15 protein-coding genes are annotated in these 20,986 nt (G+C 60.7%); 6 read left to right on the forward strand and 9 right to left on the reverse strand.

Annotated features, from left to right (window positions below):
- Window positions 1–671: 671 nt before the first annotated feature.
- Both DWU98_RS11575 and DWU98_RS11580 read left to right on the forward strand, forming a co-directional pair.
- Window positions 672–6,077 carry a HAMP domain-containing protein gene (locus tag DWU98_RS11575; RefSeq protein ID WP_115495720.1) on the forward strand — a complete coding sequence of 1,802 codons (5,406 nt, stop codon included), beginning with the start codon at window positions 672–674 and terminating at the stop codon, window positions 6,075–6,077.
- A complete protein-coding gene (locus tag DWU98_RS11580) occupies window positions 6,074–8,137 on the forward strand; it encodes a response regulator (RefSeq protein ID WP_115495721.1) in 2,064 nt (687 codons plus the stop codon). The genes DWU98_RS11575 and DWU98_RS11580 overlap by 4 nt, the downstream gene beginning before the upstream one ends.
- Window positions 8,138–8,260: 123 nt before the next feature.
- Here the strand turns inward: DWU98_RS11580 and DWU98_RS11585 are convergent, their stop codons facing one another.
- The 5 genes from DWU98_RS11585 to DWU98_RS21705 all read right to left on the reverse strand — a co-directional run bounded on the left by DWU98_RS11585 (window position 8,261) and on the right by DWU98_RS21705 (window position 11,866).
- Entirely contained in the window at window positions 8,261–9,298 is a 1,038-nt protein-coding gene (locus DWU98_RS11585) for an MBL fold metallo-hydrolase (RefSeq protein WP_230474815.1), read from the reverse strand.
- A 397-nt stretch (window positions 9,299–9,695) separates the two neighbouring features.
- The gene (locus tag DWU98_RS11590; RefSeq protein ID WP_115495723.1) at window positions 9,696–10,286 is read right to left on the reverse strand and encodes a DUF899 family protein; all 591 of its coding nucleotides are present in this window, start codon (window positions 10,284–10,286) and stop codon (window positions 9,696–9,698) included.
- A 22-nt stretch (window positions 10,287–10,308) separates the two neighbouring features.
- A complete protein-coding gene (locus DWU98_RS11595; protein ID WP_115495854.1) occupies window positions 10,309–11,010 on the reverse strand; it encodes a DUF899 domain-containing protein in 702 nt (233 codons plus the stop codon).
- 55 nt (window positions 11,011–11,065) lie between these two features.
- Entirely contained in the window at window positions 11,066–11,515 is a 450-nt protein-coding gene (locus DWU98_RS11600) for an ArsR/SmtB family transcription factor (protein WP_230474816.1), read from the reverse strand.
- A 171-nt stretch (window positions 11,516–11,686) separates the two neighbouring features.
- Window positions 11,687–11,866 carry a hypothetical protein gene (locus DWU98_RS21705; protein ID WP_147293307.1) on the reverse strand — a complete coding sequence of 60 codons (180 nt, stop codon included), beginning with the start codon at window positions 11,864–11,866 and terminating at the stop codon, window positions 11,687–11,689.
- 9 nt (window positions 11,867–11,875) lie between these two features.
- Here DWU98_RS21705 and DWU98_RS11605 point away from each other — a divergent pair, with 9 nt between their 5' ends.
- Window positions 11,876–12,997: an RMD1 family protein gene (locus DWU98_RS11605; RefSeq protein ID WP_115495724.1), complete on the forward strand. Its 1,122-nt coding sequence runs from the start codon at window positions 11,876–11,878 to the stop codon at window positions 12,995–12,997.
- A 119-nt stretch (window positions 12,998–13,116) separates the two neighbouring features.
- Here DWU98_RS11605 and DWU98_RS11610 read toward each other — a convergent pair whose 3' ends face one another.
- Window positions 13,117–13,818, reverse strand: coding sequence for a phosphatase PAP2 family protein (locus tag DWU98_RS11610; protein ID WP_115495725.1), 702 nt, complete (start codon window positions 13,816–13,818; stop codon window positions 13,117–13,119).
- Window positions 13,819–14,047: 229 nt separating this feature from the next.
- On the reverse strand, window positions 14,048–14,929 hold the full coding sequence (locus DWU98_RS11615) for an aldo/keto reductase family oxidoreductase (RefSeq protein WP_115495726.1): 882 nt from the start codon (window positions 14,927–14,929) through the stop codon (window positions 14,048–14,050).
- A 95-nt stretch (window positions 14,930–15,024) separates the two neighbouring features.
- Between DWU98_RS11615 and DWU98_RS11620 the strand changes: the two genes are divergently transcribed.
- The 3 genes from DWU98_RS11620 to DWU98_RS11630 all read left to right on the forward strand — a co-directional run bounded on the left by DWU98_RS11620 (window position 15,025) and on the right by DWU98_RS11630 (window position 18,378).
- Window positions 15,025–15,945, forward strand: coding sequence for a LysR family transcriptional regulator (locus tag DWU98_RS11620; RefSeq protein WP_115495727.1), 921 nt, complete (start codon window positions 15,025–15,027; stop codon window positions 15,943–15,945).
- A 42-nt stretch (window positions 15,946–15,987) separates the two neighbouring features.
- On the forward strand, window positions 15,988–17,064 hold the full coding sequence (locus tag DWU98_RS11625) for an NAD(P)H-dependent flavin oxidoreductase (RefSeq protein WP_115495728.1): 1,077 nt from the start codon (window positions 15,988–15,990) through the stop codon (window positions 17,062–17,064).
- Between the two features lie 198 nt (window positions 17,065–17,262).
- Complete coding sequence (locus tag DWU98_RS11630; RefSeq protein WP_230474817.1) at window positions 17,263–18,378, forward strand: hypothetical protein; 1,116 nt, start codon at window positions 17,263–17,265, stop codon at window positions 18,376–18,378.
- A gap of 15 nt (window positions 18,379–18,393) precedes the next feature.
- Here the strand turns inward: DWU98_RS11630 and DWU98_RS11635 are convergent, their stop codons facing one another.
- Together DWU98_RS11635 and DWU98_RS11640 are read right to left on the reverse strand one after the other, a co-directional pair.
- Window positions 18,394–19,413 carry a hypothetical protein gene (locus DWU98_RS11635; RefSeq protein WP_115495729.1) on the reverse strand — a complete coding sequence of 340 codons (1,020 nt, stop codon included), beginning with the start codon at window positions 19,411–19,413 and terminating at the stop codon, window positions 18,394–18,396.
- Between the two features lie 228 nt (window positions 19,414–19,641).
- A complete protein-coding gene (locus DWU98_RS11640) occupies window positions 19,642–20,904 on the reverse strand; it encodes an NAD(P)/FAD-dependent oxidoreductase (RefSeq protein ID WP_230474818.1) in 1,263 nt (420 codons plus the stop codon).
- Between the last annotated feature and the right edge of the window lie 82 nt (window positions 20,905–20,986).

Genomic DNA, 20,986 nt, shown 5'->3' on the forward strand with positions numbered 1-20,986 from the left:
CACGGCAGAAAATAAGGGGGAGCCGAAAAAATCCATGGCTGAAAAATTCCAGGAATAAAAAGAAAAATCGCGCGAAGCTTTCAGCTAAAGCGCGCCATTTTCTCCAGCGCGCATGGACGCCCACGCACGATCCAGGACATGCATTCAATCTCCGCTTGCGCAGGAAAAGTGGAGGCTCATGACACCCGATCGTCCAAGCGCGCAGCAAAGCATCTCCTGGCGGCAACACGATCCCCTTCGCATGCGTGCGACGTGTTCGACGTGACTCATCCATAGCCCAACTCGTCTTCCGTAGCGCATAAGCACGGCCCCGACCGGCTCCCCTGAAACGTCTTCACCTGCCCTTGTCGTTTACCGGCGCAGCTTTTAGTTGAGCGCCTCGTTTTCGATTTAAGAGGCCCGTCGCGCGATGCCTTCACGTGTTCTACACGCTGACGCAGTGCGGACATGAAATCTGGCTGACCGGGGGATCGTGCGTAACAAGGGGAAAAGCGGTTTCCAATGCTTTTGGGGCCAATGGCGATAGCAACGCTCATCAAGAGCTCTTAGCATGATGGACTTGCGCGCTGTCCTATTGCCGCCTTTCGGATAAACGGCAAAGCCGGGATTGTCATCACTGACAGTCCTAACCAACAGTTTCCATTTACCAAGCTAGCTACTACGAGGCTTGCATGAACGCCGACACCTGGGAAGTTCTTGAACGCCGTCAAGTCATCGCCGCGCTGCGTAGTTTTCGCCGCGGCGATTTCACTGTGCGCTTGCCTGAAGACATGGAGGGCTCCGACGGCGAGTTGGCGAAAACGTTCAACGAAGTCGTGGATCTCAACCAGCAGATGACGGCGGAACTCCAGCGCCTTTCGCGCGTGGTGGGCAAGGAAGGAAAAATCAATCAGCGCGGACGTATCCACGCAGCGACCGGCGACTGGGAAAGCGCCATCCTCGCGGTAAACGAGTTGATCGAGGACATGGTGCAGCCCACCGCCGAAGTGGCGCGCGTCATCGGCGCGGTGGCCAAAGGCGATCTGTCGCAATCGATGACGGTGGAAATCGACGGACGCCCGCTGCGCGGCGAATTCCTGCGCATCGGCAAAGTGGTCAACACGATGGTGGAACAGCTGGCTTCGTTCGCCTCGGAAGTGACGCGCGTGGCGCGCGAAGTGGGCACCGAAGGCAAACTGGGCGGCCAAGCCACCGTGCGTGGCGTCGCCGGCACCTGGAAAGACCTCACCGACAACGTCAATGCGATGGCCACCAACCTCACCGGCCAGGTGCGCAACATTGCCGAAGTGACGACGGCGGTGGCCTCGGGCGACCTTTCCAAGAAAATTACCGTAGAGGTGAAAGGCGAAATCCTCGAACTCAAAAACACCATCAACACGATGGTGGATCAGCTCAACTCGTTCGCCTCGGAAGTCACGCGCGTGGCGCGCGAAGTGGGGACCGAGGGCAAACTCGGTGGCCAAGCGCGCGTGGAAGGCGTTGCTGGCACCTGGAAAGATCTCACCGATAACGTCAATTTGATGGCCGACAACCTCACCGGCCAGGTGCGTAACATCGCCGAGGTCACCACCGCCGTGGCCTCGGGCGATTTGTCCAAGAAGATCACGGTGGACGTCAAAGGCGAAATCCTGGAGCTGAAAAACACCATCAACGTGATGGTGGACCAGCTCAACGCGTTCGCGTCGGAAGTGACGCGCGTGGCGCGCGAAGTAGGGACCGAAGGCAAGCTCGGTGGCCAGGCGCAGGTGCCTGGCGTCGCCGGCACCTGGAAAGACCTTACCGACAACGTCAACCTGATGGCCGACAACCTCACCGGCCAGGTGCGCAACATCGCCGAGGTGACCACCGCCGTGGCCTCGGGCGATTTGTCCAAGAAGATCACGGTGGACGTCAAAGGCGAAATCCTGGAGCTGAAAAACACCATCAACGTGATGGTGGATCAGCTCAACGGTTTCGCCTCCGAAGTGACGCGCGTGGCGCGCGAAGTGGGCACCGAAGGCAAGCTCGGCGGTCAGGCGCAAGTACCGGGCGTGGCCGGCACCTGGAAAGACCTCACCGACAACGTCAATCTGATGGCCGACAACCTTACCGGCCAGGTGCGCAACATCGCCGAGGTCACCACCGCGGTGGCGCGCGGCGATCTTTCCAAAAAGATCACCGTGGACGTGAAAGGCGAAATCCTGGAGCTGAAAAACACCATCAACACGATGGTGGACCAGCTCAATTCGTTTGCCTCGGAAGTGACACGCGTAGCACGCGAAGTAGGTTCCGAAGGCAAGCTGGGTGGACAGGCGCGCGTGGAAGGTGTCGGCGGCACCTGGAAGGATCTCACCGACAACGTCAACCTGATGGCCGGCAACCTCACCGGCCAGGTGCGCAACATCGCGGAAGTGACGACGGCGGTGGCGCGCGGCGATCTGTCCAAGAAGATCACCGTGGACGTAAAGGGCGAAATCCTGGAGCTGAAAAACACCATCAACACAATGGTGGATCAGCTCAATTCCTTTGCCTCGGAAGTAAGCCGTGTGGCGCGCGAGGTGGGCTCCGAAGGCAAGCTCGGTGGACAGGCGCAGGTGATCGGTGTCGGCGGCACGTGGAAGGATCTTACCGACAACGTCAACGCCATGGCCGCCAACTTGACCGGTCAGGTGCGCAACATCGCCGACGTAACAACAGCGGTGGCGCTGGGCGATCTTTCCAAGAAGATCACGGTGGACGTGAAGGGTGAAATCCTGGAGCTCAAAAACACCATCAACACGATGGTGGACCAGCTCAACTCCTTCGCTTCGGAAGTCACCCGCGTGGCGCGCGAAGTGGGCACCGAAGGCAAGCTCGGCGGTCAGGCGCAAGTGCGCGGCATCGCCGGCACCTGGAAAGACCTCACCGACAACGTCAACCTGATGGCCGACAATCTCACCGGCCAGGTGCGCAACATCGCCGATGTCACCACCGCCGTGGCGCGCGGCGACTTGTCCAAGAAGATCACGGTGGACGTAAAGGGCGAAATCCTGGAGTTGAAGAACACCATCAATACGATGGTGGTCCAGCTCAACTCCTTCGCCTCGGAAGTAACGCGCGTGGCGCGCGAAGTGGGTACCGAGGGCAAGCTCGGCGGCCAGGCGCAGGTGCCTGGCGTCGGTGGCACGTGGAAAGACCTCACCGACAACGTCAACCTGATGGCGACCAACCTCACCAATCAGGTGCGCGGCATCGCCGAAGTGGTCACTGCGGTGGCGCAAGGCAATCTCAAGCGCAAACTGACGGTGCATGCCAAGGGCGAAATCGCCGCACTGGCCGATACCATCAATGGCATGATCGAAACCCTGGCCACCTTCGCCGACCAGGTCACCAACATGGCGCGCGAGGTCGGTATCGAAGGCAAGCTGGGCGGACAGGCGCGCGTACCCGGCGCCGCCGGTCTGTGGCGCGACCTCACCGACAACGTGAACCAGCTCGCGGCCAACCTCACCAACCAGGTGCGTTCGATCGCCGACGTGGCCACTGCCGTGACCAAAGGCGACTTGTCGCGTTCGATCGCGGTGGAAGCCTCCGGCGAAATGGCTTCGTTGAAAGACAACATCAACGAGATGATCCGCAACCTCAAGGATCAGACGCTGAAAAATGCAGAGCAGGACTGGTTGAAGACCAACCTCGCCCGCTTCTCGCGCATGCTGCAGGGTGAACGCGATCTGGCGACCGTGTCCAACCTCATCATGTCCGAACTCGCGCCGCTGGTGAATGCACAATACGGCGTGTTCTACGTCACACGCCGCGAAGAAAGCGAAACCGTACTCGATCTCGTCGCCAGCTATGGCGCGGAAGATCGCGATACGCTCAAGCCAAGGTTCAAATCGCGCGAAGGCCTGGTTGGGCAATGTGCCGCCGATAAACGCGCCATCCTGCTTTCGGATGTGCCCGGTGAATTCATACGCATCGGCTCAGGCCTTGGCCACGCGGCACCCGTCACCATCGCCGTGCTTCCCGCCTTGTTCGAAAACGATGTGAAGGCGGTGATCGAGCTGGCCTCGTTCAGCCGGTTCAACGAAACACACCAAAGCTTCCTCGATCAGCTCATGGAATCGGTCGGCATCGTGCTCAATACGATTGCCGCCACCATGCGTACGGAAGGCCTGCTCAAGCAATCGCAATTGCTCACGCAGGAATTGCAGGCGCGCCAAACCGAACTCACCACCAAGCAGAAGGAGTTGCATACCACCAACGAGGAGCTGCAGGAAAAAGCGCAATTGTTGGAAAACGAGAAAAAGCAGGTCGAAGCTAAGAATTTCGAGATCGATCTGGCCCGACGCGCGGTCGAAGAAAAAGCCGAGCAGTTGGCGCTTACCTCCAAATACAAATCCGAATTCCTCGCCAACATGAGCCACGAGTTGCGCACGCCGCTCAATTCGCTGCTCATCCTCTCTCGACTGCTGGCCGATAATCCGCAAGGCAACCTCAACGACAAGCAGACCGAATTCGCGCGTACCATCCATTCGGCGGGATCGGACCTGCTCAACTTGATCAACGACATTCTCGATCTGTCCAAGATCGAATCGGGCACGGTTTCGATCGAAATCGGCGAGATGTCCATGGACAGCCTCAAGCAGCATATGGAGCGCACGTTCCGTCAGCTTGCCGCGGACAAGAATCTGGATTTCAAGGTCGACTTCGGTGCCTTGCTGCCGACATCGATTCGCACCGATGAAAAGCGTTTGCAGCAGATCGTGCTCAACTTGCTGTCCAATGCGTTCAAGTTCACATCACAAGGTGGCGTCACCTTGGCTGTGAATCGCGTCGAAAGCGGCTGGGGCAGCAATCACCCCGTGCTGCGCGACGCGGAATGCGCCATCGAAATCGCCGTTACTGATACCGGCATTGGCATTCCCAAGGACAAGCAGAAGCTGATCTTCGAAGCCTTCCAGCAGGCCGACGGCACCACCAGCCGCAAATACGGCGGCACCGGTCTTGGCTTGTCGATCAGCCGCGAAATCGCGCGGCTGCTGGGCGGCGAACTTCAGGTTCGCTCGACCCCTGGCGAAGGCTCGACGTTCACCCTCATCGTACCGATGGAGCTCGCCGCCAGTGCGGTGCAGCTTGGTACGGGCAGCGCGCGCTACGACAACAGCGGAGCCGTGGTGCCCAATGCGCTGCCCACACAGATGGAAGTGACGGACGACCGCGATTCGCTCGATCAATCGCCGTTTGTGCTCATCATCGAGGACGACCCCACGTTCGCATCCATCCTCTTGGATATCGCGCGCGAAACGGGCTTGAAGGGCATCGTTTCGACCGTCGGCGCGGGCACCTTGATGCTGGCGCGCAAGCTTCGTCCCAGCGCGATTACGCTCGACCTGGGCCTGTCGGACATCGACGGTTTCGTGTTGCTTGATCTGTTGAAGCACGATCCGAGTACGGCGCACGTGCCGATTCACATCATTTCCGGTGCGGACAATCTCACGTGCGATCACTCGCTGAGCGACTACGGCGTAACGGAAAAACCGGCCACGCTGGAAAGCCTTGCGGCCGTGTTCGCCGAGCTCGGCCGGCGCATCCGCCAGATGCCGCCCGTGCCCTCACCTTCACCCGGCGACATGCATTCGCAAACAACCGGATTGCGCCCGGTACCGGAGCTTGCCGGTGCCAAAGTGCTGATCGTCGATGACGACATCCGCAACATTTACTCGCTGACCAGCGTGCTGGAAAACTACGACGTGGAAGTGCTGCACGCCGAACGCGGGCGCGACGGCATCGCCATTCTCCAGCAGACGCCGGACATCGATGTCGCCCTCATCGACATCATGATGCCGGAAATGGACGGCTATGAAACCATGCAGCAGATGCGCGCGCTGTCCAGCCAGGCCGGCGTACCGTTGATTGCGGTCACGGCCAAGGCGATGAAAGGCGATCGGCAGAAATGCCTGGAAGCGGGCGCGTCCGATTACATCGCCAAGCCGGTCGATATCGAGTTGCTGCTCGCGCTGCTGCGCGTGTGGATCACGCGCGCTCGCGAACAGGCTGGCCAGATTCGGATGACCGATGTAGTGCTCGATAGCCATATAGCGCTGGAGAGCAACGTATGACAGCCAAGTTACTCGATCAGGGTCATGTGACCTTTGATGCGCAGGCTCAACCGGCCGCTTCCCGTGCGCGCGTGCTGATCGTCGATGATGACGAACACAACCTACACGCGATCCGGACGGTGCTGGAAGACGTTGCGGAAGTCGTCCAGGCCAGTTCCGGCGAAGAAGCGCTTCGGCATTTGCTCAAGGGCGAGTTTGCGGTGATTCTGCTGGACGTCTACATGCCCGGCATGGATGGCTACGAAACCGCACAAATGATTCGCGCGCGCGAGCACACCAAGCGCATTCCCATTATTTTCCTGTCGGCCGTCAATAAGGAAGTCGAACACCTCATCCGCGGCTACTCGATGGGCGCGGTCGATTATGTGTTCAAGCCAGTCGAGCCGATTGTGTTGCAGTCCAAGGTGGCGGTATTCGTCGATCTTTATCTGATGCGACGTGAGATACAGCTCAAGGCACGGCACGAGCAGAAACTGCTCGATGCCAATCTTCGCGCCAATGCGGACCGCCTACGCGCCGAGCAGGAGTTGCGCCTGGCCGAACAGCGGCAATCGGCCATCATCGCCTCGCTGCCCATCGTGCTGTATCTGGAAGAACATGACGCAGCTCCGCACGTACCCAAGTTCGTCAGCGGTAATTTTCATGCGTTGACAGGCTTCACCTTCGAGGAGCTCGCGGCCGATCCAACACAGTGGATGGAACGCCTTCACCCGGATGATCATGCGCGTGTGACCGCCGCCCTCGCCGCGCGCAAAGGCGGCCGCAGTTATTCGGTGGAATACCGCTGGCAAACGGCCGATGGGCAATATCGGCATTTTCTGGATCAGGCCGTCCTGCTGCCGGATGCACACGGGCAACCGCTGGAATACGCGGGCACGCTGCTTGACGTCACCGATCGCAAGGAACTGGAATCACAACTGCTGCACGCGCGCAAGATGGATGCGCTTGGCCAGATCACGGGCGGCATCGCACACGATTTCAACAACCTGCTCGCCGCCATTCTGGGCGGCCTCGAGCTTTTGGAATTACGCGTGCAGATGGAACCGGCGCATCGCAGGCTGTTTGCCACCACGCGTCGCGCTGCCGAGCACGGCGCCGCACTGGTCACGCGCCTGCTGGCGTTTGCGCGCAAGCAAAAACTTCAGCCGGCAAGCATCGACATGACCGCGCTTTCCACCGCGGTGACGCAACTGCTCGAGCACACCATGGGCGGCATGGTGATGCTGGAATGGCAGTTGGACGAAGGCTTGTGGCATCCCTACGCCGATGAAGGACAGCTTGAGCTTGCGCTGATGAATCTTGCGATCAATGCGCGCGATGCCATGCCGGAAGGCGGCACGATCCAGGTCAGTTGCCGCAATGCGTGCGGAGACGATGCAGGTCTGGCGGATGGCGACTATGTGGTATTGGCCGTTTCCGACACCGGGTGCGGCATCGCGCCGGAGGATCTGGAACGGGTGACAGAACCGTTCTTCACCACCAAGGCCGTCGATAAAGGTACCGGGCTAGGACTGAGCATGGTCTACGGTTTCGCACGGCAGTCCGGCGGTACCGTGCGGATCGAAAGCCGGCTTGGGCAAGGCACGACAGTGGAAATATGGCTGCCGCGCGCAATGGCCTTGCCACAACCCGCCACGGGTGCCGCCGTCGACCGGACATCCATACAGGACGGTCGCCCAAATCGCGGACAGCAGCACGTTTTACTGGTCGATGATCACGACGGCGTGCGCATGACCACCGTTACCCTGCTCGAAGAGCTCGGCTATCGCGTCACTGCCGTGCCCGACGGTGCACAGGCCGTCGATTTGCCGAATGAAGAACTGGAAGACATCGATTTGCTGATCAGCGACTATGCCATGCCGTTGATGTCAGGTTCGGAAATCATCCGCAAGCTACGCACCAAACGGAACGCGCTGCCCGCCATCATCATCACCGGTCACGCAGATGCGATTTCCAACCTTCCCGAAAGCGTGCTCGTGCTGCCCAAGCCCTTTACGCTGGCGCAGCTGCAAGATGCGATTACGGTAGTGGAATCCAGGCATGCGGCGACGGTTTCCTGATCGCCGCTGCTTTTCTTTGCACCAACCTTAGCTCGCGAACATGGCTCCCTCCCCTGCGCAGCAGGGGAGGGAACTGCATCTCGCTTCATTCTAGTGATGGGTGCTATTGAGCACGCACGACTACTAACGCGAAGCCTTCGACGCCACTAGACGTTCTACGCCTGCCTTAGGCCCACGCACCGCTTCACGCCACCACGGTTGCACGCGCTCGATATACGCCGGCTCGATAGGCTCGCCCAGCAGCGGCATTACCAAATCTTCCTGTGCATTGGCATAAAGCACTTCAGCCGGCTCCTCCCACGCATGCAGGGCAAGGTTGAACGTGGCCCAGTGCACAGGCAGAAAACGCCCGCTGCCCAGCTGCTTCCACGCGTGCAGTGCGTTGTCGGGTCCAAGGTGCACGCTGCCCCACGAGGGATGAAACGCGCCGACTTCCATCATGACCACATCGAACGGCCCGAGCCGTTGACCGATTTCCGCAAAATGTGGCGAAAGACCCGTATCGCCACTGAAGTACACCGCATGCCGCTCGCCACGAATGACGAACGACGACCACAACGTTGCGTTGCGATCATTGAGAGCGCGACCTGAAAAGTGATGCGACGGCGCGGCGGTTATGACGAGCCCGCGCGGCAACGTCGTGCTTTCCCACCAGTCGAGCTCGATGATCCGCTCGGCCGGTACACCCCATGCTTCCAATCGCGCGCCGACACCAAGCGAGGTAACGAATGGCACACCCAAGGTGGCCAGTGCACACACGCTTGGATAATCCAGGTGATCGTAATGATCGTGTGATATCACGATGGCGTCGAGCGCGGGCAACGACTCAATGCTTACCGGTACCGGCTGAAAGCGCTTGGGGCCGAAGAACGCAACCGGCGACGCGCGTTCACCCCATACCGGATCGGTGAGCACGCGCAACCCATCGATTTCCAGCAACACCGTTGAATGACCCAACCAGGTCACGCGCAAGCCGGACGGGATCGGCTTCGCCCATGTGTCACGCGGATCGAGCGACGGCAACGGCCGCAGCGGTGTCCGGTGTTCCTTGCCGCGGAACATGAAATCGACCAGTGTGGGTCGATCGTCGAGTTCACGCAGCGCACTGGCGGAATAGGTGTTGATGAAACCGCCATCCGCGTACTGTCTGGATGCACGCATGCGCTCCAGCCGGAGGCCTTCCATCTTTTGGCGAAACGCAGACATTGCATACCTCGCGCGGAAACAGCTTAGGTGCACCGAACCCGTTGCTGGAACCTCGTCGCTCCGGCAGAAGCAGGGACGACGGATTCACACGCAACGAGCCATACAGATGACTATGTGTCCGCGCTTCGCGTTATCCAACCCTCACTGAGGGCGCACGTTGGTACAGTATTTGGACGCTTCGCTTCGCGCCTTGGGCGATGCACGCAGCGAAGCCGCGCCATCCTTTCGTGAACCTTGCCGCCGCGCCACCGAACGCAGCGTAAGCGCCGTGGCTCCGCCTGCCGAGCCCGCGCCGCTCAGCAGGTACAGCAAGGATCCAATGCACAAAGGACACACGGCATGCCCTCCTCTTTCAATGATCCGAGCAGCACGAAGTTTTTTTCTGCGCGTCGGGCCGTTCGCCAGCACCACCGGGCAGCAGATCGAAGAAATGCCACAGTGAGCAGAAATCGTCGCCCGGACTGAAGCCGGTATCCGAGACACGCACGATGGCCTCGTTTTCGCGCCGGAAGACGGAAACACCCGGCAACCATCCGCCCTTGCCGGAGACGTAACCCATGTCTTTAGCGAAACTCGAACCGGCGTGACTCACCATCGGAAATTTCCAGCCGCGGCTTTCTGCGAGCTTTTTCTGCACGCTTGGGTGATCCGGGCTGGTCACCATGAAACCCGCGCGCGTGACCACATGCCGGTGGATACCGTTGTACCCATCGGCCCACAACGTGCAATAGGAACACGTGGCGCCCATGTTGTGGATGACGATGAGATCGTCGTGCTCGCCGAAGAAATCAGATAGATGCACCGTGCCGTCGAGGTTGGTGAACGCGTAATCGCCCACCACCTGCGGTTCGACGTCGGCGAGCGTGTCGCGCATCTTTTCGCGGATCGCGGCGATTTGCCGACGGTAATCGGTGAGCTTGTCATGCACATCGGTGTAGTTCATGGACGTACTCTCCGCTATGGCATCAGTTCGAATAGGCGATGCGGTGTTTCAGCCAGGCCATCGGAAACGGCAGGCCATCCTCATCGCGCCCACGCGGGGCGATATCGAGGTAGTGATAGGCGGTATTGAGCATGTCCAGGCCACGCGAATAGGTGGAATAGGTGTGGAAGATCCCGTTCCCTTCCTTGATGAATGCGCTGATGCCCGGTTGCTCTTCGTTGCCCAATGTCTGCGTGCGATAGTTGTAGAACACGTCAGCCTTCCCTTCCGGCAGTTGGAACGACACGTTGTAGTCGTAGTTGAAATCGCCGCCAGCCGAAGACACCCACTTGAACGTCCAACCGAACGCGCGCGCCTGCGCCTGAAGTTTTGCCAGCGGTGCGCGCGATACCGCCACGAATGACACGTCGCGATGATGGAGGTGCTCGATGATGCCGTTGAAGTTGTCCGCCCAGAAGGAACACGCCGGGCAACCGATGTCCCACTCAGGGCCGAACATGAAGTGGTAAACGATGAGCTGACTATGCGTGCCGAACAGATCAGCCAGCGTTTCCTTGCCGTCTTCGCCTTCGAAGCTGTATGACTTTTCCACGCGCTCCCAGGGCAATGCGCGGCGCTCGCGGCTGAGTTCGTCGCGCAGGTGGGTGAATTGCTTTTCCTTATCGAGGAAACGCGTGCGTTCGGCGATCCACTCGTCATGATTGACGATGCGATGACTGGTCATGACATCCTCCATAAGTGTAAGGTTGCAACGCACGCCACGCAGTAACGCGGCGTACTCACTTTTTGCGGGAAAGCCCTTGTTTGGGGCGCTTTTTTGCTGGACGCGCGGACGCCTTCTGCAAGCGTCGATCGTCGATGTCGGCCAAGGTGGCAGCGAGTATGTCGAACTGTTGCTGCCAGTATTTGCTGTAGCGATTCATCCACACCGCCGCTTCCAGCATGGGGCCCGCATCCAGGCTGCAGCGGCTGATGCGCCCGGTGCGCTCCTGCTGGATAAGGCCCGTGCGCACCAATACCTGGATATGACGCGACACCGCCTGCAGGGAAATATCGAACGACGCGGCAAGCTCGGAAACGAGCAGCGCCTGCCCGTCCAGCTGCTCCAGGATCTGCCGCCGCACCGGATCGGAGAGCGCGAAGAACACCTCATCCAGACGGGCTTGCGCCCTATCCGGGTCCAGCCCGGATTCGCTCACCGCCCGCAGTGCATGTCCAATAGTCATCATGATGTATGAATATCAACATATCAGTTGATTGTCAAGAACTATGTTGATTATTTCACACAAGCGGCGAAGCCCGCGAAACCACGGTTTTCCAGGTCCTAACGGGGTTCTGCTTTTCAAAGTCTCGCGCAGCGAGCCAACGTCCGGGCTCGACACCGCGTCGACGTGATTTTTTCAGGCCTTGCGTATGCAGGTCACCAGCGCGGCGATTTCTGTAAGAACGGCCGCATTCCCTGCTGTCATGCAGTTTTCACCTTGATACCCAAGCATGGTGTAGCTTGCGCTGTGGCCCAACAGCGAAAAACGCATCACGGCGATGGCAAACATGGCCGGACGGATGACGACCCTATCCAAAGGATCTCCATGACGTACACGAAGCCTATCGTGAAGTCGGCCGTCATCATTGCGATGCATCTGATCGACATCGCCGATGCCATCGACCTGTCCAATGTGGAAGTGCTGTGGGAGAGGCAGCGACGCACCGCCAGCATGCGCAGCAAGCTCAGCAGCACACCACCCAAAGCCGTGGCCTTCGGTGTGCCGCCGGTCGTATTGAAATTGGATGCGCTTGAGCTGTCGCTGCTGGGGCAAACCTACCAGGCGCACGCAACCGTGAGGTTATATGACTTCGGTGCGGCGGCCTTCTCGATACATATCCCGGTAACATCATGCGATTGGGATGCGTTTTCGCAGCTCGTCAATGCGGTGGATGCGCTGCTCGGTCCCAGCGCCGACAGCCCCCTTTGGGCGCAGTTGCTCGAACACGTGCGCGCTGCGCTGCTGCCGGCATTGACCAGGCCGAGCCCCGCGTCTTTGCATGAGGATTACCTGCTCGGCATGGTGCACGCATTCGACGAAATGCTGCCGGCCAATACCTTGCACGAGCGTGTCGATCTGATACCGCTGCTTTCCGGCGAACAACGCCCGCTTTCCGATCAGGCGCGTCGCGATCTGTTGCAGCAGCGCTTTTCCTATTACGTGGATGATTTGGTGATCCTCACCTGGGATCGCGCCTTCATCTACGAACCGCGCGACGACTCGGATGTGGTGGACATCCTCGAAGTCGCCAACGCGCAATTGCTGGAAATGCGTTTTTACGACGAACTGCTGGACGCCGAATTACCGCGCATGTACGACATGGTCGAAGCCGCCCACCACACGGGCAATCCGCTGGCCTCGCGCAATTTCGCCGATCTGGCGCGCAAGCTCTATATGCTGGTCGCGGAAGTGACCGAAATCACCGAACGCGTGGACAACGCCCTGCAAGTCACCGAAGACGTCTATCTGGCACGCGTCTACGCCTCCGCGCTGGACATGTTTCGCGTGCGGCATGTCAGCGATGCCGTGGACCGCAAGCTCTCGATCATCCGCGACACCTACGCCGCGCTTTACGAGGAAGCCTCCGGCAAGCGCGCCGAGCTGCTGGAAGTGGCGATCATTGTGCTGATCGTGGTGGAGATCGCGATAGCGATCCTGCGGCACTGAGCGACCGGACCGGGCATGCGTCGATGTCACGCACAACCGTGTTTACGCGCCCATGACTTATCGAGCGCCGTCGCCGCGCGCAAATTTCCATGCGGGCTGAGCCGCTGCCAGCACCGCGCTCACACCCGCCTCCAAATGAACTCGGTGAGCGAGCGCAGTTCGTCAAATTGGCTTGCTAGCTCGAAGCTCAACAAGAAGACGAGCGCATAGAACACGCCCTGGTACTTGATGGACCAATCCAGCGCCGGGGTAGCGATGCGGTGACGGAGCGCCGGATAGTTGAACAGCAGGCAGATGGCCACACCGAGCACGATGCCGGCCAGCACGTCGGTGGGGTAATGCATGCCCAGGTACACGCGCGGCAGGCAGATGAAGACCAGCGCATAGATGAATGCGATGGCGCCCAGCCGCCTGGACGCCAGGAAGATGCCGGTCGCCACCGCGCACCACATCATGGCATGATCGCTGGGAAACGAACTCCAGGTCCGCAGCGCATGACCACTGCAGGCAGAGGCCTCCGCCGGAAAACGCATCATCAGCGCCGGATTGGAAAAAGGTCGCAGCCGGAACGGCAACCAATGCGCCATGAACCTGCCGACGAACAAGGCCACGAAGGTCGCCACCATGGTCGCCGTGACGATCTCCTTGTCGCGGCGCGCGGTCGGTCCGTCGCGAAACCAGATCCACCACAGCAGGCATATCAAGCCCAGGCCGCGCGTGAAATAAAATTTCTCGATGCCGATGACCGCGTAATCGAACAGCGAGGAGCGAAACGCAAAGTGGTTGATGAACCTCAGGATGGTGAGATCGAATGCATTCACGGCAACGCTACATTCACTACAGACTTATTACGGTCATCTAATGGTTATGCCGTGGTCCGAATGTGAATACGCTGCACCGAGCGCATTCGAAATCGCCATGACATCGCGGTCGATGTCATGGCGAAGGGTGAAGGGTGAAGGGTGAATGGTGAATGGTGAATGGTGAATGGTGAATGGTGAATGGTGAGATTTCCGCAGCTCTCGATCTGGGGTCGATTTGCCGCCGCTGTCAGCGTTCGCCCTGCCGGCCGATGGCATCGAGTTCGGCGAGCACATCCTGCGAGAGATTCAATGCCGCAGCCTTGAGGTTTTCACGCAGATGAGCGAGCGAGGACGTACCGGGAATAAGCAGGATATTGCGCGCACGATGCAGTAGCCACGCGAGTGCAACCTGCAGCGGCGTAGCGCCAAGCCGCGCGGCGATATCCGACAGCGCCGAGGACTGGATCGGCGTAAAGCCGCCCAGTGGGAAAAACGGCACGTAGGCGATGCCTTTATCCGCCAGATCATCGACCAGCGCGTCATCGGCGCGATGCACGAGGTTGTAAAGATTCTGCACGCACACGATCGGGGCGATGCCGCGCGCCTCATCAATCTGCGCTGGCGTGACATTGCTCAAGCCAATGTGGCGGATAAGCCCCTCTTGCTGCAGCTCGGCCAGCGCCGCGACCTGCCGCGCAATCGAACCTTCGCTGGGCGTATGCACGTCACCCATGATGCGCATATTGACCACATCCAATACGTCCAGGCCCAGATTGCGCAGATTGTCATGCACGCCACGGCGGATCTCGTCCGGCGCTTGCGCAGGCAACCACGCGCCATCCGCGCCGCGCACGGCGCCGACCTTGGTCACGATCACCAGATCACGCGGATACGGATGCAAGGCCTCGCGAATAAGTTGATTGGTGACATGCGGCCCGTAAAAATCGCTGGTATCGATGTGATTGACGCCGGCGGCCAGCGCTTCGCGCAATACCGCGATCGCCGCGTCATGGTCCTTGGGTGGCCCGAACACATGCGGGCCGGCGAGCTGCATGGCGCCATAGCCCATGCGATTCACTTGGCGGCCGGCGAGCGGGAAGGTGCTGGTGGCGGGAGCAATCACGGACATGGAAGCGTCTCCTTGAAGGGCCCGCTTACTATGCCGCACGTGTGTTTGTTAGATAATCCCTTTTTAACTGCACGGGCTGTGCAGGAACCCGAACAATGGCCGTCGACATCAACGATCTCGCCGCTTTCGTCTCGGTCGCCCGCGCCGGCGGCTTCCGCGATGCGGCACGCGTCAGCGGGGTATCCGCCTCCGGCTTGAGCGCAGCGGTGCGCCGCCTGGAGTCGAACCTCGAGGTGCGGCTGCTCAATCGGACCACGCGCAGCGTCGCGCCCACCGAAGCAGGCTTGCGCCTGATCGAGCGACTTGCGCCGGTGCTTGCGGACATGGATGCGGCGCTGGATGTGTTGAATGGATTTCGCGGCCGTCCTGCCGGCACACTGAAACTCAATGTTCCTGCCGGCGTTGCCCGCACGCTGTTACCACCCATCATCACCTCGTTTCTACACGCATATCCGGACATTCGCGTCGAGCTGATCATCGAGGACAGCTTCGTCGACGTGCTCGCCGCCGGTTGCGATGCAGGCATCCGTTATGACGAACGACTGGCGCAGGACATGATCGCCGTGCCCATCGGTCCGCGCGTGCAACGGTTGGCCACCGCGGCGGCGCCGAGCTATTTGTCTGCACGGGGCAGGCCCGAGCACCCGCGCGAACTGCTCGACCATGCATGCCTGCGCATACAGTTCGCAAGCGGCGCATTGCCGGTTTGGGAGTTCGAGCGCGACGGCGAGGTGATCCGCGTGGATCCGACCGGGCCGCTCCTGGTACGTCCTGGTGCCGCGATGGATTTCGTCGTCGATGCGGCCGTCGCGGGATTGGGCATCGCTCGCCTCTATGAGCAGACGCTGCGCCCGTATCTTGACAAGGGGATGCTGGAACCTGTGCTTGAAACATGGTGGCAGGGATTTTCGGGGCCGTTTCTTTATTACGCCGGACATCGCCATTTGCCTGCACCCCTGCGCGCCTTCGTGGATTTCATCAAGGCAAGCCATGCCGCAGACACATCGCCGTCATGAGGCGCGTCTCATGCTTTTCCCTTCGACTAGGAGCCATAGGCCATGGCCACTGATTCCCCCGCCTCGCTGCTCCATCTGTTGAGTATCTCGCTGCCGATCATCCAGGCCCCGATGGCGGGCGTGTCGTCACCGGCGATGGCTGCCGCCGTCAGCAACCACGGCGGCCTTGGTTCGCTGGGCGTGGGCGCCATGAACGCCGCCAAGGCATGCGAGGCCATCGCACAGTTTCGCGCACTGAGTACGGGGCCGCTGAATGTGAACGTGTTTGTGCATCAACCGGCGCGCAACGACGAACGCAAGCAAGCGGCGTGGATCGGGCGGCTGAGTCCGCAGTTCCAACACACGAACGCAAAGCCGCCAACCGCGTTGCATGAGATCTATACATCGTTTCTAGTCGATGACGACATGCTGGCGATGCTGGTGGAAGAAAAGCCCAAGGTGGTGAGCTTCCACTTTGGATTGCCGCGCCCGGATCAGGTCGACGCATTGCATGCGGCGGCCATCGTGTTGCTGGCCACGGCCACGAACGTGCAGGAAGCCATCGCCCTTCAAGCGGCGGGTATCGACGCTATCGTGGCGCAGGGCTATGAGGCAGGCGGCCATCGCGGCGTATTCGATCCGGATGGAGAAGACAGCATGCTCGGTACCTTTGCATTGACGCGCTTGTTGGTCGATGCACTGCATGTGCCGGTGATTGCGGCAGGCAGCATCATGGATGGCGCGGGCATCGCCGCGGCACTCAGACTTGGCGCGAGCGCGGCGCAACTGGGAACGGCCTTCGTGGGCACCGATGAATCGCTTGCCGATGAGGGATACCGTGAGCGTCTGTTCAGCGATGCCGCCCATCACACCCGCATGACGCGCGTGATTTCAGGACGCCCGGCGCGCTGCCTCGCCAATGCATTTACGGCATGGGGCAGCTCGGTGCCCGATGAGGCGGTGCCCGATTATCCGATCGCCTACGACGCGGGCAAGGCGCTGCATGCGGCGGCCAAGGCAGTTGGACAAAGCGGTTATGGCGCGCAATGGGCTGGACAAGGCGCACCGTTGGCGCGCGCCCTCTCCACGCAAGCGTTGATGCACGCGCTGAAAAGCGAATGGGAACGTGCATCCACGTAAATCGCCATGGCACTGAAACGCATCGAAGGCGCGGCGTGATGTGCCCCGCGGCACCCACATGCATGAATCGGACGCGTGTCCTGCCAGCAACTATACTGGCGGGTCCGTCGCAGGAAGCCATTCACCCGCAGGACATCCGGAACCACGGAGACTGAGCCGTTTCAACCGCCGCATAGTCTCAAGCCAAGAGTAATCGCCGTGCCGTATCGCAATACCTTTCGACGCCCTTCCCGCTTGCGCGCAGCCTGTTTTCAGTTTTCGCTCCTCGCGCTGTCGTTCACCGCATGCGCGGGCTCGGCCAGCGCCGCGCATACGCAGCGAGGCGCATCGAACGCCGTGACGTCGAGCCAGCTCGCGATACAGGTGAACGACGATCGCATCACCCTGAGCATGGCCCGCGTGCCGCAGATTTACCTGTATGGCCCGATCGATGTCGATGCGCCGCAGCGCTTCGAGGCGTTGGTCAATTCGGGCCGGATTCGTCCCGGTTCGGACATCTATTTGAATTCGCCCGGCGGCAGCGTGACGGCTGGCATGGCGCTCGGCCGGCTGTTCCGGCAAGGCGGGATGATTACGCACCTAGGCATGCCGCGACTCCCCAAGGGAGCGGCCAATGTAAACAGGTCTGCGATCTGCGAAGGCGCGTGCGCGTACGCATATCTCGGCGGCCTCTATCGCTGGGCGGCCAGCGGTAGCGATCGCATCGGCTTTCCCACCTATGCCGCGCAACGCGCGCCGGAAGATGTTTCAGCGTATCTCAAGGACATGGGCATCAATGACGATGCGCTTGCCGCCGCGACATCGGGCACTTCGCCCGATCCCGTGCTCTGGCCCAACGCGGACACGATGATCGCCAAGGGCCTCGCCAACAACGGACGGCAGGATCTCGTGGCCACCTACTCTTTTTCGCAAGGCGCGCCCCAACTCGAACTCAAGCAGATCGATCGCAATGGCACGCATTCCATTACCCTGCTTTGCAAGCAAGCCGGCGCGGAACTGACCACCTACGACACGATCGGCGCCGTGCGCGCCCGAAGCATCGTGGGCCGCGAGGAACACTCGTACTTCGAAATCAATCAGCAGGAAGTGCTGCCGCAGCAACGTGGGGCCATGGCGGTGGATGAGTCGGTCGTCATTCACCGCATCTATCCGTTGAATCAGTTGCCGCGCGTGGCCTCTGCCCAAGCCATGGGCGCATGGGTGAAGGATCGAAACGGTATCCGCTTCGGTTTTGCGTTCGAAGTGGGCGGCGTGCGGAAGATTCTCAACGACTTCACCAATGCCTGCGTGAATGAAGCGCAAGCGCACTCGTGAGGGCTGCGCTGGCGCTCAGTCCATCACGGCCAGCACGCACGCATCCGCGCCGCAACTGCGGCAACATACGGCGAAAATCGACAGGTTTTCCGTGCCGACCAGCGGACCCAGCAGTCCTTCCAGAAAACCACTGAAGAACTTGCAGTTGGAGCGCCCCTCCTGTGTGCACAAGGGGCTGTCGCGGATGTGCAGCTGGTTGCCTTGGTAATCCAGTTCCACCAGTGCCCGCAACGCGGGAACGCCGATGCGCTTCATCGCCTCGTCCAGTTTCATGCTCGATGCCATCGCGTGATCGCGCTGCAAGCACCACGCACCCATGCGTTGCCCTGCCAGCTGCAAGGATGATTCACGCGCGCCATCGGCCACCGCTTGCTCAAGCTTTTTTATCGATGGAAAAATCCGCGGGTAATCGCTCATCAGTGCGGGCAGCACCTTCTCGATGGCTTGGACGTCGGCATCCAGCGTGACGGGCTCCACGAAAGGCTGCTCCACGATGGGCGCAGCAGGCGGCAACGGAGCGCGCGTGCGGGTGAAGACGAACTCCGGTTCGGGTTCCGACGCCGGTTCGGGTTCCGGCTCAGGCGCAGGCTGCAGCGTCGGCAAGGGCGGCGCCGCTTGCAGGACCTCAGCCGGGCGACGCACATGCGCCGGTACGGTTGCGAGCGGGTCATTGGCCATTTTGCCAGGCGCACTCGGCTGGGCCGGCGACGGATCCGGTTCAACGATGGGCGCGGGCGGCGGCGGCACATAGCCGGAAGCGACCGTCCGCGATGCGGCGAAATGCGGCCTGGATACACCCGCTTCGAACGGGGACACCTCGAAACTGATAATGCGCTCATGCGCATCCAGCGCCGTCTCCAGCGTGCGTTGCTTACGCTCTGGCCCACGCACGACCATGCTCAGCAGTACGCCATTGGCATCGTCAGCCAGGCGTTGCCGCACCAGGTTGAATCCATTGGCGACGACGACGCGTCCGATATCGATGAGAAGACCCTCCCGCGATAGCGAGAGCGCCTGGACTTCCAGCTCGATCATTAGGCCCCCCTGTGCTCGATGCTGGTTATTGCATTGTGGTGCAGATCATGAACGCTATTGTCCGGGCGAACCGTGATGGGCCGCAAGACGCATCCATGGGAATACGGGCCACCCCGCCGGGAGCGAGCAAGGACCACCGCGGACATGCCAACGCGCCCGAAGCGCCTCAGCGACGCCCCTTCCCCCTCCCGAGCCCGGATATGGCCACAACGCGCACCGCCATCGCATTCACGTCTTGCGACTGATGATGATGCGCGCCGCCCGCTCGCCCTTCATGTAGAGCCACATCCAGTTCAACGCCACCATCAAGCGGTTGCGCACACCGATGAGAAAGTAGATATGCGCGATGGCCCAGACCACCCAGGCGATGCGTCCGCGAAGTTTCATCCATCCGAAATCCACCACGGCGGTGTGTTTGCCTACGGTGGAGAGATTGCCGTAATTGCGATAACGGAATGCATCGGGCGGCCGCCGATTTCGCAGGCGCGCGCCAATCACCTGCGCCACGTAGCGCCCTTCCTGCTTGGCAGCCGCGGCAAGGCCAGGAACAGGCGTGCCGTCTTCCTGCATGATCGCCGCGGCATCGCCGACCACAAAGATGTCCCTATGCGCAGGCACGCTTAAATCACGCTCCACCTTTACACGTCCGGCCTTGTCTGCCTCCACGCCCAACCACTGCGCAACCGGTGCAGCGCGTACACCGGCTGCCCAGAAAATGGCGCCAGCGTGGATATGCTGGTCCTTGCAGATCACTTCGTCGGCATGCAATTGGGTAACAGGATGATTCAGCAGCACGGTGACGCCAAGCTGCTCCATGGTGTGCTGCACATAATCGGCGAGGGCCTCGGGAAAACCCGACAGCACCCTGGGTGCGGCCTCCACCAGCACAATGCGCGCCGCACGCGTGTCGACGCATCGAAAGTCGTCCGGCATGTCTTCGTGCGCGAGCTCGGCGATGGTGCACGCCAATTCCACGCCAGTCGCACCGCCACCGATCACGACAATGGTTTGCAAGGCCTGCCGTTTTGCCGGATCGGACTCGCGTTCCGCGCGTTCGAACACGCCCAGCAGATGTTGCCGTATCGACAACGCGTCACCCAGCGTCTTGAGTCCCGGCGCGTGTTCGGCCCATTCGTCGTGCCCGAAATAGGCGTGGGTGGCACCGGTGCCAAGCACCAGGGTGTCATAGGCAATACGGTCGCCTTCGGTAAGCAGCACTGCTTTGTTTGCGACATCGACACCCGCCACCTCGGCCATCAGCGTGGTGATATTTTTCCAGCGCCGCAGCACATGCCGGATGGGCCAGGCAATTTGCGAGATATCCAGCGCCGCCCCGGCCACCTGATAGAGCAGCGGCTGGAAAACGTGATGATTACTGCGGTCGAGGACGATGACATCCACCTCGCCGCCCCCCAGCCGCCGCGCCACTTCAAGGCCGCCGAACCCTGCGCCGACGATGACCACGCGATGCCGATGAGACCTTGCTTTCAATGAATTTCTCCCAGGCAGGCGGCTCGACAGGATCTTATGCAAAAGCACGTTGATACGCCGCCCGTCACCTTATGACCTGAGC

The organism is Dyella monticola (genome assembly GCF_003363155.1).
GTDB lineage: Bacteria > Pseudomonadota > Gammaproteobacteria > Xanthomonadales > Rhodanobacteraceae > Dyella_B > Dyella_B monticola.